The organism is Arcticibacter tournemirensis (assembly GCF_006716645.1).
Lineage (GTDB): Bacteria > Bacteroidota > Bacteroidia > Sphingobacteriales > Sphingobacteriaceae > Arcticibacter > Arcticibacter tournemirensis.
The window spans coordinates 3,573,079-3,591,050 of the sequence record NZ_VFPL01000001.1 but is presented as its reverse complement, the minus strand read 5'-3'; the positions used below and the strand labels follow the sequence as shown (position 1 = coordinate 3,591,050).

Sequence of the window (17,972 nt, the reverse complement as noted above, 5' to 3'; positions counted from 1 at the left end):
CTTAGTCCACAACTTTACGGGTTGATCCGTTTTTAAAGACGGTATCAATTCTCTATCTGCCATTTTCAGGATAATCAAATATCCTGAGGGGATTCTATTTTTTTGCTTTCTACCGGCTAATGATCCTGCGATGGAACTATTCTAAAATTGCATTATATGAAAAGCTGTTTTAATTATTCGGAAGCCGTAAGAGGCCTGCATCGACGCCTCTTTTTCATGCGGCAATCAACTGTTATCTTACTTGTTCTTTTATTGTCGTGTACCGGTCAATTCGTACACGCACAGTCCGTAGCGGTGAGCGGAAAGGTGACAGATGAAAAGGGTGAGCCGCTTATTGGTGTTAGTGTTCGATTAAAAGGCACCAGGACTGCGACGAGCACAAACACGAAAGGGGAATATTCACTCTCCTTGCCAAATGGCTCGGGAACTCTCACTTTTACTTATATCGGTTTTAACACTAAAGAAGTTGCTGTAAATAATCGAACGTCCGTTAACGTTACACTTGCGTCATCAGAATCTGCGCTTGAAGAAGTTGTCGTAGTGGGTTATGGTACTCAGAAAAAGGAATCGGTAACGGGTGCCATTGCCTCAGTCACAAGCAAGGACCTCGATCGGGTACACGGGGGTTCTACTGTTAGTTCGGGGCTTGCCGGAAAGTTGCCGGGCGTATCGTTCCGTATGGCAGATGGTCGTCCTGGTGCGAGCGCCAATATCCAGATCCGTAACCTCGGAAATCCGTTGTATGTGATTGACGGCATCCAGCAGGACGCAGGTCAGTTTAACAATATTTCTCCTACGGATATAGAGAGCATCAGTGTTTTGAAGGACGCTTCTGCCGCCATTTATGGGGTTAGGGCAGCGAACGGCGTCGTTGTGGTGACTACCAAGCGTGGGAAAACGGGAACGCGCAATACAGTGAACCTCGATGCCTACACAGGCTGGCAGAACTGGTCGAGGTTCCCGGAAACAGTGAACAGTTCGTACGACTATATGCTGGCTAAGGCTGACGCGGAAATGAACTCTCTCAGCCATTCTACCAACATTACACTCGCAGAGCTTGAGAAGTACCGCCAGGGCACTGAATACGGTTATCAAAGCTTCAACTGGAAGGATTTTATCGTAAAAGGAAATGCGCCGCTTACGTCTGTTAACCTGAATGCTACAGGAGGGTCTGACAAGATCAACTATTATTTATCGGCAACCCGTCTGGATCAGCAATCCGTTCTCGGGAGAGAATTTACCTTCGACAGGAGCAACATTCAGAGCAATGTCGACGCAAAAATTGCTGAATCACTCAAGGTTGGCGTTCAGATCAACGGAAGGATTGAAACCAGGGATAATCCGGGAGTACCCGGAGGGGATGATTACTGGCAGCCGCGTTTCGCAATCCTGCGGAATCTGCCTACCGAGCGACCTTTTGCAAATGATAATCCGGCTTACATAAATGATATCGGGCATAATGAAACGAACTGGGGTTACCTGAACAAGGAGCACGCTGGCTATTGGCGTGAAGAATGGAGAGTGCTTCAAACGAACTTTAATGTTGATTATCAGGTGCCCTGGGTGAAAGGGCTTACGGCGAGAGGGGTGTATTCCTATTACATCGCTGATAAGGTTATGAATGGTCACGAGTATACTTATGAAACCTACACCTATAATCCTGCAGATGATACCTACAGGGTGACGGGTGGCAGTACCAATCCATGGAGAGAACGGGGAACGGAAAAGAAGATCACGAACACCTATCAGGCTCAGTTAAATTATAACAACACCTTTGGGAAACACACTGTTGGTGCAACCTTCGCTACTGACTGGATTGAAAGGACCGAACTAAGCACCTGGGTGCACGCAGTGCCTGCTACAAACGTTCTCCCTCTCATTTATTTTACGACCATGGACCGCTATGACGACGGCTCACTGGAAGAGGCCCGTATAGGTTACATTGGCAGGCTGAACTACAGCTACTCCAATAAATACTATTTCGAGGTTTCGGGCAGGCGCGATGCCTCCTGGAAGTTCGCACCCGGCAAAAGGGTAGGCTATTTTCCCTCGGTTTCAGCGGGATGGAGGGTGACTGAAGAAGATTTCGCTAAAAAGATCCTGGGAGATGACGGCATTCTGAATGATTTGAAATTTCGTGCTTCTTACGGGGTGATGGGAGATGACGATATTGGAATAGGCCCTTATGATTATCTTCCGGGTTACAATTATGGAAATGTGGGAACAGTGGTACTTAGCGGAAATGCTATTATCACAGCGAGGGATAAAGGAATTCCCGTTAATCAGATTTCGTGGTTTAAAAGCAGAATGTTTGATATCGGGGCAGATTTTTCGCTCTTAAATAATAAGGTGACGGGTGTTCTGGATTATTTTTATCGCAAGCGGACAGGGCTTCGGGGACGGAAATATGATGAACTGGTGCCGTCGGAAATAGGGTATTCACTTCCGGAAGAGAATGTTAACAGCGACGCGGTGACGGGGTATGAAGCGGCCTTGAATTACCAGGGGAATTCTGGTGAGGTCAAATATACCCTTGGAGTTAACTTTTCGTTCGCGCGTCCAAAAAGTCTTAATACCTATAAGCCACTCTGGGGTAACTCACTGGAGCATTACCGGACTTCTGTTGAGGATCGGTGGAGTAACATCATGTGGGGATATGAAACGGCCGGGCAGTTCCAGTCGCAGGAGGAGATTAATAACTATCCCGTTAATATAGACGGAAAAGGCAACAGTACCTTGCTGCCGGGAGATCTGATTTATAAGGATCAGAACGGCGACGGAAGAATAGACGGATACGATGAGCGCCCCATAGGATATACTCCAGACAGGAACCCCGTTATAAACTATGGCCTGAGTTTTACTTTGGGATGGAAATCGCTCGACTTTAGTGCCGATTTTTCGGGTGGCTCACTTTATACGTTTACTCAGAACTGGGAAATGCGCTGGCCTTTCCAGAACAACGGGGCATTGCTGAAGCAATTTTATGAGGACAGGTGGCATCGGGCGGATCCTTTTGATGTAAACAGCGAGTGGATTCCCGGAAAGTATCCGGCGTTAAGGTACAACGACGGAGACCATAGTAATTATAACAGGCTATCAACCTTCTGGACGACAAACGTATGGTACCTGAGGGCCAGGACTATTGAGCTTGGCTATACGCTTCCAAAGGAATGGATCCAGAAAGTAAAAATACAAAGGGCCAGGTTTTATGTGAACTGTTATAATCTTTTCTCTATCGACAATATGAAAAAAGTGGGCGTTGAGCCAGAGATTATCGATCCTAACGGACTGCAATATCCGCAGAACAGATTTGTAAACCTGGGAGTAAACCTCTCTTTGTAAGTTAAATTTTAATATTATGAAAAAGATATTTAATGCCATCATATTCCTGTTTTTATTTCTGGCTGTGAGTTGTAATGAGGACGACTTCCTCAACCGGCCTCCAACGAGCATTCTTGAAGAGGAAACAGTTTGGAAAGATCAGATTAGCATTCTGGCTGTGCTCGGCGACTTATACAACCGGTATTACGATTTCGGATCCCTGGAAAACTGGCAATCTCTCTCCGATGCCGATTTTAATGAGTCTTTCCCTTCTGCCGCCGGTGACTACGGGATGGTGCAGAATAACGACTATGGGTACGGCTGGTGGAGCAGCTGGGATTATGGCTATATCCGCGACCTGAACTTGTTTATTCAAAAGTGCTCGGCAGCCACAGCTATTGAAAGCTCACTCAGAGATCGTTTTGTTGCAGAAGCAAGGTTCCTTCGCGCTTCTTATTATTTCGAATTGGTAAAGAGAATGGGGGGCGTGCCGTTAATATTAGAACCTCTGGAGTACAACTATAGCGGAGATCCTACCTATCTGCAATTCCCGCGTTCTAAAGAATCGGAAATTTATGATTTTGTTATCAGTGAGGCAGAAGCAGTAAAGTCGGTGTTGCCGGTTGATATAGAAGAGAAGTCGCGGGCAACCAAAGCCGCCGCCCTGGCTATGGAATCAAGAGCCGCGTTATACGCAGCTTCAATTGCTAAATATGGTGTAAATACTCCGCAGGTATCCTTGCCGGGGGGAGAAGTAGGAATTCCTGCTTCCATGGCAAACTCGTATTATGAAAAAGCGCTGACTGCGGCCCAGGAAATTATTAGCGGAAGCGCGGGCACATATTCCCTCTATACCAGGAAGCCTGATCTCTCTGAGAACTTCTCCAGCTTGTTCTACGATAAGAACAGTAACCCCGAACCGATTTTTGTAGAGGACTTCAGACTCAAAACGGCTAAGGTGCATGGTTTTACAATCGTGAACCAACCTCGTTACCGGGCAGAAGAGGAAGAGGGCGGAAGGATCAATCCTTCGTTAAATCTTGTGGAATCTTTTGAAAAACTGGATAATACCTTCGCTCCCCTGGATATTTCTAAAAGTTATGCGGGACCGACCGATCTTTTTGCCGGAAGGGACGCACGCTTAGGCGGAACGGTAATATTACCAGGAACATCGTTTAAAGGCAGGCAAGTGGATATCTGGGGAGGATTCCAACTGGCTGACGGCAGCATCGTAACGGCGTCCCGGAGAGGAGGAGAGGCTCAGCTCCCCGGAAAAACGGGCAACGAGCAGGTTGTAGGATTCGATGGCCCTGTGGATGGTGAAGAGTTTACGGCTCAAGCCGGATTTTATCTTCGCAAGTATCTTGATCCTGCCAAAGGTTCAGGCCAGCGTGGCGTTCAAAGTGAGGTATGGTTCATCCGTTACCGTTATGCGGAAATATTGCTTAACGCGGCGGAAGCAGCCTTTGAGCTGGGTCGCCCCGCTGTTGCCCTCCCGTATATTAATGAAGTAAGGGCAAGGGCCGGTCTCACGACACCGCTCACCACAGCCGACTTATCCTTCAATCGTATTGCGCATGAGAGAAGGGTGGAACTTGCCTTTGAAGGCCACTATTTCTACGATATGAAGCGCTGGAGGCTTGCTCATATTATATGGGACGGAAACGCCATGTCGGCAGCAGAGCTCACAACCAATATTGGAGCTGCTACTAAACGAAATACGCAACCCTATGGTTTAATCCCCTATAAAATATACAATCCTTCATCGACTGAAAACGGCCGCTGGGTATTCAGAATCACGCGACCTGGAAAGGTGACGGGGGCTGATCGTTTCCGGCTGGGGAATTATTACTCCTATATAGGAGATGATGTGATTAATAATAATCCTAAGATCGTGAGAAACCCGAACCAATAACTATATCGTATACTCAATGAATGAATTATGAAAAAGGAATTTAATTATATACTGGCGGTATTATTAATAGTCCTTGCCTCCTGCGCAAAGGATAATTATGACGCACCCTCATCGACTTTCCAGGGAAGAATTACCTATCAGGGAGAGCCTGTAAACGTGGAAGAGGGCCAGGTGCGCTTCCAATTATGGGAAAGCGGATGGGGAAAACTGACAGCGATAGATGTAGCCATTAAACAGGACGGCGGATTTTCTGCACTTCTTTTCGATGCTCAATACAAGCTGGTCTTCCCTTCAGGGCAGGGGCCTTTTATGACCATGTCTAACGGCGCCTCAAAAGATACCACAAATTTAACTCTCAATGGGAATCAAACGATGGACATTGAAGTTATTCCTTACTATATGGTAAGGAACGCTCAGTTTACGTACAACTCAGGAAATATTACAGCGCATTGCCGTATTGATAAGATTATAAGCGATGCAAATGCCAAAGATATAGAAAGAGTGACTTTGTATATCAATAAAACTCAGTTCGTTTCTGGCGGTACTCAGATAGCAAATGCCGACCTTGCTATAAGTCCTTCTACCGACTGGACTAACGTGAACATGAGTGTGTCTGTACCGGCCATGGTACCTGCACAGAATTATGTGTTTGCCAGGATTGGCGTGAAGATAGCGGGTGTTGAAGATCTCGTTTTTTCCCCCGTTATGAAGGTTGAATTTTAGAGCGTCCGGTTATTGGATGGTTTATCTTAGTAAGCAGACTTTGGTCTGCTTACTTCTATCGGGATGTCGCCTAATATACCTGGATTAGAACATTAGCCGGTATGTGCAGCACCTCGTTTAATCTTCTGATCATAGCAAGGCTCAATTTTCTCTTACCCGACAGGATTTCGGATTTTCGGGAGCGATAGCCTAAAATATCGCCCAGCTCTTTTTCAGACATGCCCATCTGATCGAGACGAAATTTAATAGCTTCCAATGGATTGGGAGAGGATAGGGGATAATGCACCAGCTCATATTCTTTAATTAGAATACTGAGCACCTCAAGTTCATCTGATGCTGAAGATCCTTCTTTTATATCAGTTTGCATAAGCTCATAAACGTGAGCCAACGCATCATTATATTGTTCCTCTGTTTTAATTGGCTTTAACATAGCTTACTGTTTTTGCATCTATTTGGTCATATTGCTGGTGCGTTCCAAACCATACTATAAATATTATTTTAAGTCTATACTCAATATCCACGATCAGGCGGTAGCTATTACCATGAATATTAAAAACGACTCTTTTGTTCGTAAGTATGGATGCATTCCGATACTGTGCCTTTATTTCATTTGGACTATTCCACGAAGCTGCCGAGGCTTCCTGGTACCAACTTAACAAAGCTTGTTCTGCCTGGTGGTAGCCGGTTGAATAGTCCTTTAAAGTTTTAACAGCTATAACGCGCATCGTTTGTACAAATATAAACAAATGTTACCAATATGGTTACATCTGTTTGTTGATTAGTTCATACCTAAACGACACTGTTGAGTTTTTATTAATTGTTTTTTTGACATTTAAAGAAATGGTTTTTATCTTTAGACCTGTTATCTAAGTATAACCAGACTAATAGCCATTAAAAACCATACTCATGAAGAAACTCTTTATTTTTCTCTTCGCGTTAATTACAACTTCCTTTACGGCATCCTTAGCACAAAATTCAATTTCCCTGAATTTAAATACCTCTGGTGCAAAAGAAACAATCAGCAGACACATTTACGGACATTTTTCGGAACACCTGGGCCGCTGTATTTACGACGGCTTCTGGGTTGATGAAAATATGAACGTCCCTAAGCAGGGAAGGATCCGAATGGATGTGGTAAATGCATTGAAAAAGATCAACATCCCTAACCTGCGCTGGCCGGGAGGATGTTTTGCCGACGAATATCACTGGCGCGATGGAATTGGTCCCCGCGAGCAGCGTCCCAAGATGGTGAATACCAACTGGGGTGGAGTAACAGAGGATAATAGTTTCGGTACGCATGAGTTCATGGAACTCTGTGAACTGTTAAACTGTGAACCTTATATTGCCGGCAACGTAGGCAGCGGAACAGTTGAGGAAATGGCTAAATGGGTAGAATACTTCAACTTCGATGGAGTGAGTCCGATGGCCAACCTCAGGAAACAAAACGGACATGAAAAACCATGGAAAGTATCCTTCTGGGGAGTAGGAAATGAGAGCTGGGGCTGTGGCGGCAATATGACCGCCGAGTTTTATTCTGATCAATATAAACGATATGCTACTTATGCCCGTGATTATCCGGGATCTCCGCTGAAAAAGATTGCCAGCGGCGCCAGCGACTGGAACACTAACTGGACGGAAGTGATGATGAAGAATGTACCGGCCAGTCAGATGTGGGGACTTTCACTTCACTATTATACAATCCCTACAGGTAAATGGAGTAAAAAGGGTTCTGCAACGCAGTTCGATGAGAAGGAATACTTCAATACGATGAAGAACTGCCTTGCGATGGATGAGATTGTAAAACGGCATTCGGCAATAATGGATAAGTACGATCCCGAGAAAAAGGTAGCCCTGGTTGTGGATGAATGGGGAGTATGGACAGATGTGGAACCAGGAACGAATCCCGGATTTCTGTATCAGCAGAATACAATGCGTGATGCGCTGATCGCAGGTTCAACCTTGAATATCTTTAATAATCATTGCGAACGGGTAAGGGTTGCGAGTCTGGCTCAGACGATCAATGTTTTGCAGGCCTTGATCCTCACCGAGAAAGAGAAAATGCTGCTTACCCCAACTTATCACGTATTTGATCTTTACAAAGCACACATGGATGCGAAATTGATACCTGTCCAGTTTACCAGTCCGGATTATACATCAGGAAATGATAAGATCCCTGCAGTCAACGCTTCTGCATCCATCGATTCTAAGGGGGTAATTCATATTTCCCTGGTAAATCTTGATCCGTCAAAAAAGATCACTGTAAGCTCGGCTCTTGAAGGTGTTAAGTGGAGCAGGGTAGAGGGGCAAATTGTTACTTCTGAGAGGTTTAATGATTATAACAGCTTTGACAATCCGGCTAAAGTTGCTCCGGCTAAATTTAATGGAGCTAGCAAAAAAGGCAGTCAGCTAAAGGCAGAGCTGCCACCGCTTTCTGTAGTGATGCTCGAGCTCAAATAAACGGAAGATTCTACCAAACGTTTTGTATATGAAAAGGACATTTTTGCTTGTTGTTTTTTCTGGCATGCTATCGGTGTATGGCCAGCAGAGGGATTATGCCATACAGGCTATACCATTTACGAGTGTAAAACTGACAGACCAATTCTGGCAATCAAGAATTGAGACGAACAGAACAGCCACTATTCCCGCCTCATTTGAACGCTGTGAGAATACCGGGAGGGTTAAGAACTTCGTAATGGCTGCCGAAAAGAGCGGAAAGTTCTGTACTACGTTTCCTTTTGATGATACTGATATTTATAAGACGATAGAAGGGGCTTCTTATTCGCTGGCTGTACATCCCGACAAAAAACTTGATAAATACCTGGATTCTCTGATCGTTATCATATCTAAAGCACAGGAGCCTGATGGCTATCTCTATACAGCGCGGACGATCGATCCGCAGCATCCTCATTCCTGGTCGGGCGACGAACGCTGGGTAAAGGAACATGATAATAGTCACGAGCTTTATAATTCGGGACATATGTTCGAGGCCGCTGCTGCACATTTTTTTGCTACAGGTAAGAGAAACTTCCTGAATATTGCTGTAAAGAACGCCGACCTTCTGACACGAACTTTTGGTCCGGGCAAGCGTTCGGTGGCTCCGGGACATGAGATTGTTGAAATGGGACTGGTGAAATTGTATCGCATAACCGGGAAGAAGGACTATCTGGAACTGGCTAAATTCTTTATTGACCAGAGGGGAAAGAGGGAGTATAAGAAAAAGAGTGGCAATTCATGGGAAAATGGCAACTACTGGCAGGATGCACGGCCAATAACACAGGAGAACGAGGCTTTGGGACATGCGGTAAGGGCAATGTACCTATACTCTGCGGTAGCGGATGTAGCGGCGCTTACAGGTGATAAAGAATATCTGCAGGCGATTGACCGGATTTGGAATAATATGGTAGGCCGGAAATTATATGTTCAGGGCGGTATTGGTGCCGTGCCGGATGGCGAACAGTTCGGAGCTGACTATGAGCTTCCAAATGAAACGGCATATAACGAAACATGTGCTGCTATTGGCAATGTGTACTGGAATCAACGTATGTTTCAATTGCATGGCGATGCAAAATATATTGATGTCCTGGAGAAGTCGCTGTATAACGGATTAATTTCGGGAGTTGGACTCGATGGAAAATCGTTCTTTTATACCAATGCCATGCAGGTGAAGAATACATTTCATTACCCGCGACTGGAAGCTGAGAGATCAGGTTGGTTTGAATGTTCCTGCTGTCCAACCAATGTAGCCCGTTTAATCCCCTCAGTTCCAGGTTATGTTTATGCACAAAGTGAAGACGGCGTTTATGTAAATCTGTTTATTAATGGCAGTGCAAATCTCGTGGTAAATAAAAAACCGGTGCAATTGATCCAGCAGAATAATTATCCCTGGGAAGGAGGACTGCTCTTCACTGTTAAGCCAAAAAGCACGGCCGATTTTAAACTAAGGATCCGTATCCCGGGATGGGCACGTAATGAGGCAGTTCCTTCAGACCTTTATTCTTTTCAAGGAAGCCAGTTAGCTTCTGTCGTACTTAAAGTAAATGGTGAAGTAACCAGCTACAGTCTAGAGAAAGGGTATGCCGTAATAAACCGTAAATGGAAGGATAATGACAAGGTTGAAGTAAGCCTACCCATGGAAGTAAGAATGGTAAAAGCATCGGAGAAAGTAAAAGACGACCAGGGAAAAGTGGCTATTCAACGGGGACCACTGATTTATTGTGCAGAATGGAAGGACAATGACGGACGGACGAGTAATATTATTCTGCCCGAAGAAACGGTGTTTAAACCAGTCTTTCAAAAGGATCTTCTGAACGGCGTGACTGTATTGAAAGGAGAAGCTTTGGGCGTAAACGTTTCTGCAGATGGCAAAAGTATTCATACGGTTAACAAGCCTGTGACTGTAATTCCTTACTATGCATGGGCCAACCGTGGCAAAGGGGAGATGACCGTCTGGTTTCCGGCCCGCGTTAAAGAAGTAGATCTTTTAACAAAATAGCAACATGCAAATGAAAAAAAGATATATCAGTTTATGTATTTTAAGCCTATGTGCTGTAGCATTCACAGGCGCAGTAAAAGGACAGGACAAAAACGTTTTTACAGTCAGGACAAACGAAGTAAAAGCAACTATACAGCCCACCATGTGGGGGATCTTTTTTGAAGATATCAACCTCGGAGCCGACGGAGGCCTATATGCTGAGTTGGTGAAAAACAGGTCGTTTGAGTTTGACAACGCTTTAATGGGCTGGAAAGAGCAGAAAAAGGAAGGAGCTGTTGGCAGTTTAGTGGTTAATAATTTAGCAGTTTTTGATAAAGCCAACCGCCGCTATATACATCTTGAATCGAAAACCGAAGCCGGATATGGTCTTTCGAACGAAGGGTTCAGGGGAATGGGAATAAAGAAGGACAATGGGTATGATTTTTCGGTATGGGCCCGGCGGCCTGCAGGAAGTAAGGTTACTCTGAAGGTTGAGCTTGTTGGTTCTCAGGGCGCTGTAATAGGTGAAGCTACTGTGGTTCCCGAGGGCCATGATTGGAAAAAATACGCAGTAAGCTTCAAAGCGTCGGTAACTGATCCGAAAGCACATCTGAACGTTTGGCTGAATGGTATGGGAGCTGTGGATCTCGACATGATCTCTCTTTTTCCTCAAGATACCTGGAAGCAGAGGCCCGGTGGCCTGAGGGCTGATATGGTGCAACTGCTGGCAGATATGAAACCTGGTTTCCTTCGCTTTCCAGGAGGCTGTATCGTGGAAGGCCGTAATATCGACGAACGTTTTCAATGGAAAAAGACTATAGGGAAAGTGGAGGATCGCGATCTGTTGATTAACCGCTGGAACGTTGAGTTTAAACACCGCCTTACTCCGGATTATTATCAGTCGTTCGGACTGGGTTTTTTTGAATACTTCCAGTTATGTGAAGATATTGGAGCGGCGCCTCTGCCAATTTTAAACTGCGGGATGGCGTGCCAGTTTAATACCGGAGAAGTTGTCCCTCTTGACCAGCTAGACCCATTTGTTGACGACGCCCTTGATCTGATAGAGTTTGCTAACGGTCCTGTTAATTCTGAATGGGGTAAAAAGCGTGCTGAGATGGGACATCCTGCTCCTTTCAATATGAAGATGCTGGGTGTTGGGAATGAGAACTGGGGCCCTCTTTATATTGAACGCCTAAAAGTGTTTACCAAAGCGATCAAAGCTAAATATCCTGAGATTGAAATAGTGAATAGTTCGGGTACGGATCCCAACGGCGACCGTTTTGACTACCTCAACAGGGAACTGAGGGCAATGAATGCCGACATTATTGATGAGCATTACTACCGGGCTCCTAAATGGTTTTTAGATAATGCGAAACGCTATGATAGTTATAACCGTAAGGGTCCGAAGATTTTCGCCGGTGAATATGCAGCGCAGAGCGTGAATATTGCTAGTCCGGATAATAAGAACAACTGGCAGTGCGCTCTCGCTGAAGCGGCCTTCATGACCGGTCTGGAACGTAACGCCGATGTGGTGGTAATGGCATCGTATGCACCCTTGTTTGCCCATGCAGAGGGCTGGCAATGGACGCCCGATTTGATCTGGGTGGATAACCTTCGTTCGTATGGAACCGCTAATTACCAGGTGCAGAAATTGTTCTCGGTAAATAAAGGATCTGTTGTTGTTCCTATGCTTTTCGGAAATGAGGCAGCTGCAGGACAGAAGGGGCTGTATGGTTCGGCCAGTTTAGATAAAAGAACAAATGAACTGATCCTGAAAGTCGTGAATACTTTAGGTAAAGCCCAGGATGCAGATTTCATAATAGAGGGTGCAAAGGGAAGCAGAGGAACTCTGACCGAGCTAAGCAGCAACAAGCTTGATCAGGTTAATTCCTTTGAAGAACCTCTGGCGATAGCGCCCGAACAAAAGGCAGTACAAGTGAAGGGTAATAAATTGGATATTTCTTTAAAACCGTATTCTGTTAATGTGATCAGGATAAAAGTGTCTGGATAATAGTCATCAGTATAGATTTTATTCTGGATGAACGGGCACGTGAACTTATTACAGGAGAAAACGAAGGATGAAATTTAGGAATTAAATTCGGAAACTGTAATTTATGTGTCGGTGAATTTTTTTACTTCTGGCGTGATAAAGCGGAATGAAAAGGAAATTTATAGATAATGGCGCCTATTTATATCCTTTAGAAATAAAGGCTGGAAGAACAGAGCCGGTATATGAGAGAATCTATCAAAAATACCTGCATCTTGTTATTATCGTTGTTTTTATACTGCAAGTGGGTTGTACGCCCGGAAGTGACTCCTCCATGCTTATCTTAAAGAGAGATAAGGAAACGTCTCTCTATGCGTATTTTGATGAAAAAGGTAACAAAGTTTTAGGCGATTATTATGCTGCTTATACCGACACGATTACAGAATACGGAATTGTTGCAGACCCTGATTTCGTATTAATTGACAAAAAGGGCAATCATATTTATAAGATATATCCTTTCGATAACGGACCGGATTATACCAGCGAAGGAATATATCGAATAGTAAAAGACGGGAAAATCGGATACGCTGATTCCCTAACATCCAGGGTTATAGTTGAGCCTAAATTTGATTGTGCTTTTCCTTTTGAAAATGGGAAAGCCAGGGTCAGTATGAAATGTAAAGAAGTATTCGCCTTTCCCGGAGATGAGCACCCTACCTGGCAAAGCGATGAATGGTATTATATTGACAAAAAAGGAAATGTGATTGAGAATAACGGTAAATAACTGAATCGAAAATTGCTTATGTAAAATGGGTGTTCATGGAAAACTTTTCTCCTGGTGAAGGCCATATCATCTCTCAGTTAAATAAGTGTTGTTGTGGGGTAATTAATAAGAACTATTATTGTAAGGTCGTACCTATCTTTATTGTGATATTTAATGCCTGAATACAATGAAGAGACTTCTCTATATATTGCTTTTATCTCTCACTATTTACCTGTTTTTATTACTGCAAACGCGCAGCAGTCTGACGTATGCAGCCATAAAACCTTTGATGCAAACTGGGAATTTAGTCCTGATAGCGCTGGAAATTCTAAGTGTCATCGCATCTTCTTTAAGTTTAAAACAGCGGTACTTCCAATATTGCAGCGAAAATCGTATATTCGTTGCTCCATATTATGACCTGATATTGTGCTAATGATGAAGAAAATTTACTTTCTCTTTTTTTTCTTGTTTTTGTCTATAAGTGTTAAATCGACGGTTGCACCGGAGCTGCAATATCTTGGTATTGAGCACGGCCTCTCGAACAATGCTGTAACCTGTATTTTCCAGGACAGCAGAGGGTTTATGTGGTTTGGTACCTTTGACGGATTAAACCGGTATGACGGGTATAGTTTCAAAGTTTTCCGTAACCGTCTGGACGATTCTACGTCTCTTATATATAACTGGATTACTGCCGTTAACGAAGACAAGAAGGGAAATATTTTGGTGGGGACGGGGCAGGGGGCAGTAATGTTCAGTAATATCACTGCATCATTCTCTCCTCTATATTACCGTCCGCGAAACGCATCTCATGCTTTAAAGATCTCAAACCCTGTAAGTAGTTTTGAAACCAGTAGTGGCGGAGATATTTTTATCGGTACGGCGGGCAAAGGACTATTATTGTCAAAAAAAGGAGATATAGCGGTTCAGGTTCCTTTAAAAACCATGCAGGGGCTTATCACTGATTATAATGTTCAGGGAATAAAGAGGGATGCCTCCGGGAGGGTATGGTTGTTCATTCAGGGCGAAGGCATAGCGGTTTTTGATGAGAAGCTTAGTGCCGTAAAACTGGTGGATAATCAGATCAGGACCGGGAAATGTATTCAGCCTGACCTGATCGGAAATATCTGGATAGGCAGCGAAAACGGGCTTTACCGATTTAATATCAGGAAGAAAACTCTGACAGAACATACCTCTGCTGCGGGTTTTTCGCCGGGAGTAACCGTAACCAACCTTTTCCTCGGTTCGAAAGGTAACTTATGGATAGCTACGGATGGAGAGGGAATAGATATTCTAAATGTCAAATCTGGTAAATTTAACCGTCTCAGGCCAGGAAGGCATAAGGGTACACTTACCAGTGCTGCCGTATACGCTGTATTTCAGGATAAAGACCTCAGGATGTGGATCGGGACTTTGCGGGGAGGAATTAATCTGATGGATCAGAAGAAGAACCGATTCATGACGGTATCATATGATCCGCTTAACACCAGGGGCATTAATAGTAATTTTATTCTGTCGTTTTGCCAGGATGGAACAGGTAATCTTTGGGTGGGTACAGACGGAGATGGGTTAAGCTACTGGAACAGAAGGAAAAATGTTTTTAAAAGCTATATTCATGAAGCCGGCAATAACAGGACATTAAGCAGTAACTATGTTACCCGCATCGTCAAAGACAGCCGTGGTGTTATATGGGTTGCTACTTATGGAGGCGGAATCAACAGATTCAATAATAAAGATAATTCGTTTATACATTACCAGTGTTATAATTCTGCTTACGGGTACGAAGACCGGAATGTGTGGACGCTCTACGAAGACAGCAAAGGAAATTTATGGGCCGGTACCTGTACCAATGGAAGTTTATATCGTTATAACAGAGATAGCGACCGTTTTGAGCTTTATGATGCGAATCTTAAAAATGTACTTACCCTTTTTGAAGACAGGGAAGGATCTCTTTGGGCCGGGACATTTGAAAGTTTAATAAAAATTAACTTTAAGGATAAAAAGCATAAAGTTTTTCCAATTAAGTTCGCTGTCAGAACCATCCTGGAAGACTCGAATAAAAACTTCTGGATCGGTACAGAAGGAGGGGGGCTTCTGAACTTTAACAGGCGTACCGGTTCGTATATCCGTTTTACAGAAGCAGAAGGCTTGCCGGGGAACGCCGTATTAAATCTTCTGGAGGATAACAGCGGGAACCTCTGGCTGAGCACGTTTAGCGGTCTCTCGAAGTTTAACCTCCGCAACAAAAAGTTTAAGAACTTTTATGCATCGGACGGGCTCCAGAGCAACGAGTTTAATTATAATGCTGCTATCCGACTAAGCAGCGGCGAATTTGCCTTTGGTGGAATAAAAGGGTTTAATATCTTTTATCCGGGAAAGATCACTGCCAATAAAAGTGTATCTCCTCTGCTTATTACAGGCGTCAAAGTAAATAATATCCCGATTGAAAAAGATCCTTATCTTAAACCGGCAGAGGGTATTTACTCAATAGAAAAGCTTAAACTGCCCTATGACAAAGCTGTGCTATCGGTTGACTTTGCAACCTTAGAATATACCGCCGCTGATAAGATCAGATACGCTTACTATCTGGAGGGATGGGATAAAGACTGGAATTATAGCGGTAATAACCGGACGGCTAACTATTCCAGACTTCAGGAAGGGCATTATCGTTTGAGGATTAAGTCTACAAACGCAGAAGGCTTATGGGTTGGAACCGAACGCGTATTGGAAATAACTGTTTTACCGCCCTGGTGGCGTTCATGGTGGGCCTACTTGTTTTACGCAGCGGCCTTTGTGTTGTGTATTTATGCTTATTTGCGATATCAAAAGGAACAAGCTCACCTGTTATATGAGATAAAGCTTGCCAATCTACAGGTTGAGCAGGAAAAGGAACTGAACGAAAAGAAACTATCGTTCTTTACTCATGTTGCGCATGAATTCCGTACTCCGCTTACACTCATTATTAACCCGGTAAAGGAAATGCTTTATAGCCAGGGAAGGATGATTGATAGTGGAGAGCTGACGGTGGTGTATCGCAATTCAAGACGGCTTTTAAGTCTGGTAGATCAGCTTCTTCTTTTCCGCAAAGCCGAGAGTGAAGAGGACAGGCTGAAGATTGTAAGGCTGAACTTAGTTGATCTCTGTAAAGAAGTGTTCCTGTGCTTTAGTCAGCAGGCAAATTCAAGGAAAATTAAGTACGAGTTTTTATCAGAACAGGGGGAGATCGACATGTACGTCGACCGCGAAAAGATGGAGGTTGTGTTATTCAATTTGATTGCAAATGCTCTTAAATTTACTCCGGATGGAGGTAGTGTATCTGTAGAAATAAAAGATGATGAACCAGATCTCAGAATTATTGTAAAGGATACAGGATGCGGAATTCCCGGGAATGCCAGCGAAAGGCTCTTTACCCCCTTTTTTCGGGTCAAAGAAAATAGCCGGAAGAGTGGCTTTGGTATCGGTTTATATTTGGTGAAAAAATTCGTGAATGCACATTGCGGCTGCATTTCGTATACAAGCAGATTTGGTGAAGGTACACGGTTTGAACTTGCTCTTCGGAAGGGGAGAACTCATTTCAATTCCTGCTATGTCTTTGAAGATGTTGGCGAAAGCTCGGCCTTTTTGGAGGAACTGATACACGATGATTCCCGTGAAGAACCTTCAGAAATAATCCCCGGAGAGCGACCGGAGGCCTCAGAAGAGCTGGTCTCAACTCAACCTGTAATGGTGGTAGTAGACGACAATCCGCAGATAAGACACTATATATTACAAATATTCGAAAAAGAATTTCAGGTCTTTGAAGCCGGGAACGGTGATGAAGGTCTCGCTCTTATAAAGAAATTTCAGCCCGATATTGTAATATCCGATGTTGTAATGACCGGGATGACCGGTATAGAACTCTGTACAACTATAAAAGAAGATCCTTCTCTCAATCATATTCCCTTTATATTACTTACCGCAAGTTCCTCATCGGAAATAAAACTAAAGGGAATTGAAGGGGGAGCAGATGACTACATCACAAAGCCATTTGAAAAGGAGCTTTTGGTCGCCCGTGTGGCTGGAATTTTAAAAAGCAGAAGTAATCTGCAGAAATATTTCTTTAATGAAGTGACGTTACGGTCAAATGACTTTCAGATATCATCGGAGTATAGCACATTTCTAAACCGTTGTATTAAAATTATTGAAGATCATCTGGAGGATCCCGATTTCAATATTAAAGTCTTTGCGTCAGAAATTGGAATGAGCCATTCTAACCTCTATAAGAAAGTTAAATCGATTTCCGGCAGGTCTGTCAATGAGTTTATGCGGTTTATCCGTCTCCGAAAGGCTGCTGAATTATTAATCAACAGCAACTGCAATGTCAATGAGGCGGCTTTCAGGACAGGCTTTAATGATATTAAGTATTTCCGTGAGCAATTTTCTAAGCTATTTGAAATGAAGCCGTCTGAATATATGAAAAAATACAGAAAGGCCTACAGCAAGAAACTAAAATTGAACGACAGATTGATTAAAGAATAATATGATCTGAGCTTACCAGGCATTAGTTTTAGTTAGTTAGGTTAGGGGTTCCAATAGTATTTGGACGAAATGTATCGCTAAGAGATTTCCAGTAGTAAGTCAACTATTAAATGATAATCTATTTCCAAATGGGTCAATTACATCCATACATAAGTTTTTTGGTTTCCAAAGTGTTTTTTCGAGTCCTGGTCTATTGAATTTATATGGTTTACTCAAAAGTTGTTTATGGAAATCTTTGAGATTCTCAAACTTATCAATATAAGCTCTTGCGCCCGGT

The 17,972-nt window shown here is 43.7% G+C and carries 10 protein-coding genes and 1 pseudogene; 8 read left to right on the top strand and 3 right to left on the bottom strand.

What is annotated here, in order from left to right:
• Nucleotides 1-156: 156 nt before the first annotated feature.
• From BDE36_RS15060 to BDE36_RS15050, 3 genes are read left to right on the top strand one after another with little or no spacing between them, the layout of a single operon-like run.
• On the top strand, nucleotides 157-3,342 hold the full coding sequence (locus BDE36_RS15060) for a SusC/RagA family TonB-linked outer membrane protein (RefSeq protein ID WP_141815534.1): 3,186 nt from the start codon (nucleotides 157-159) through the stop codon (nucleotides 3,340-3,342).
• A 16-nt stretch (nucleotides 3,343-3,358) separates the two neighbouring features.
• Nucleotides 3,359-5,236, top strand: coding sequence for a RagB/SusD family nutrient uptake outer membrane protein (locus BDE36_RS15055; protein WP_141815533.1), 1,878 nt, complete (start codon nucleotides 3,359-3,361; stop codon nucleotides 5,234-5,236).
• Between the two features lie 27 nt (nucleotides 5,237-5,263).
• Nucleotides 5,264-5,959, top strand: coding sequence for a DUF3823 domain-containing protein (locus BDE36_RS15050; RefSeq protein ID WP_141815532.1), 696 nt, complete (start codon nucleotides 5,264-5,266; stop codon nucleotides 5,957-5,959).
• A gap of 70 nt (nucleotides 5,960-6,029) precedes the next feature.
• Here the strand turns inward: BDE36_RS15050 and BDE36_RS15045 are convergent, their stop codons facing one another.
• Together BDE36_RS15045 and BDE36_RS15040 are read right to left on the bottom strand one after the other, a co-directional pair.
• Nucleotides 6,030-6,389: a helix-turn-helix domain-containing protein gene (locus tag BDE36_RS15045; protein ID WP_141815531.1), complete on the bottom strand. Its 360-nt coding sequence runs from the start codon at nucleotides 6,387-6,389 to the stop codon at nucleotides 6,030-6,032.
• Entirely contained in the window at nucleotides 6,373-6,684 is a 312-nt protein-coding gene (locus BDE36_RS15040) for a type II toxin-antitoxin system HigB family toxin (protein WP_141815530.1), read from the bottom strand. The genes BDE36_RS15045 and BDE36_RS15040 overlap by 17 nt, the downstream gene beginning before the upstream one ends.
• A 181-nt stretch (nucleotides 6,685-6,865) precedes the next feature.
• On the opposite strand from BDE36_RS15040, the gene BDE36_RS15035 reads away from it, so the two are divergent.
• The 5 genes from BDE36_RS15035 to BDE36_RS15015 all read left to right on the top strand — a co-directional run bounded on the left by BDE36_RS15035 (nucleotide 6,866) and on the right by BDE36_RS15015 (nucleotide 17,695).
• The gene (locus tag BDE36_RS15035; protein ID WP_141815529.1) at nucleotides 6,866-8,416 is read left to right on the top strand and encodes an alpha-N-arabinofuranosidase; all 1,551 of its coding nucleotides are present in this window, start codon (nucleotides 6,866-6,868) and stop codon (nucleotides 8,414-8,416) included.
• 28 nt (nucleotides 8,417-8,444) lie between these two features.
• Nucleotides 8,445-10,451, top strand: a complete 2,007-nt coding sequence (locus BDE36_RS15030) for a glycoside hydrolase family 127 protein (protein ID WP_141815528.1) — start codon at nucleotides 8,445-8,447, stop codon at nucleotides 10,449-10,451.
• 10 nt (nucleotides 10,452-10,461) lie between these two features.
• Nucleotides 10,462-12,441, top strand: a complete 1,980-nt coding sequence (locus BDE36_RS15025) for an alpha-L-arabinofuranosidase C-terminal domain-containing protein (RefSeq protein ID WP_141815527.1) — start codon at nucleotides 10,462-10,464, stop codon at nucleotides 12,439-12,441.
• Between the two features lie 145 nt (nucleotides 12,442-12,586).
• On the top strand, nucleotides 12,587-13,201 hold the full coding sequence (locus tag BDE36_RS15020; RefSeq protein WP_141815526.1) for a WG repeat-containing protein: 615 nt from the start codon (nucleotides 12,587-12,589) through the stop codon (nucleotides 13,199-13,201).
• Between the two features lie 411 nt (nucleotides 13,202-13,612).
• The gene (locus tag BDE36_RS15015) at nucleotides 13,613-17,695 is read left to right on the top strand and encodes a hybrid sensor histidine kinase/response regulator transcription factor (protein ID WP_141815525.1); all 4,083 of its coding nucleotides are present in this window, start codon (nucleotides 13,613-13,615) and stop codon (nucleotides 17,693-17,695) included.
• A 99-nt stretch (nucleotides 17,696-17,794) separates the two neighbouring features.
• Here BDE36_RS15015 and BDE36_RS24355 read toward each other — a convergent pair.
• Nucleotides 17,795-17,971, bottom strand: a pseudogene (locus tag BDE36_RS24355) (glyoxalase superfamily protein); the annotation flags it as partial.
• Nucleotide 17,972: the final 1 nt, after the last annotated feature.

Coding starts and splice junctions, on each gene's coding strand:
- BDE36_RS15060 (WP_141815534.1), top strand. CDS start 157: ATGAAAAGCTGTTTTAATTATTCGGAAGCCGTAAGAGGCCTGCATCGA.
- BDE36_RS15055 (WP_141815533.1), top strand. CDS start 3,359: ATGAAAAAGATATTTAATGCCATCATATTCCTGTTTTTATTTCTGGCT.
- BDE36_RS15050 (WP_141815532.1), top strand. CDS start 5,264: ATGAAAAAGGAATTTAATTATATACTGGCGGTATTATTAATAGTCCTT.
- BDE36_RS15045 (WP_141815531.1), bottom strand. CDS start 6,389: ATGTTAAAGCCAATTAAAACAGAGGAACAATATAATGATGCGTTGGCT.
- BDE36_RS15040 (WP_141815530.1), bottom strand. CDS start 6,684: ATGCGCGTTATAGCTGTTAAAACTTTAAAGGACTATTCAACCGGCTAC.
- BDE36_RS15035 (WP_141815529.1), top strand. CDS start 6,866: ATGAAGAAACTCTTTATTTTTCTCTTCGCGTTAATTACAACTTCCTTT.
- BDE36_RS15030 (WP_141815528.1), top strand. CDS start 8,445: ATGAAAAGGACATTTTTGCTTGTTGTTTTTTCTGGCATGCTATCGGTG.
- BDE36_RS15025 (WP_141815527.1), top strand. CDS start 10,462: ATGAAAAAAAGATATATCAGTTTATGTATTTTAAGCCTATGTGCTGTA.
- BDE36_RS15020 (WP_141815526.1), top strand. CDS start 12,587: ATGAAAAGGAAATTTATAGATAATGGCGCCTATTTATATCCTTTAGAA.
- BDE36_RS15015 (WP_141815525.1), top strand. CDS start 13,613: ATGATGAAGAAAATTTACTTTCTCTTTTTTTTCTTGTTTTTGTCTATA.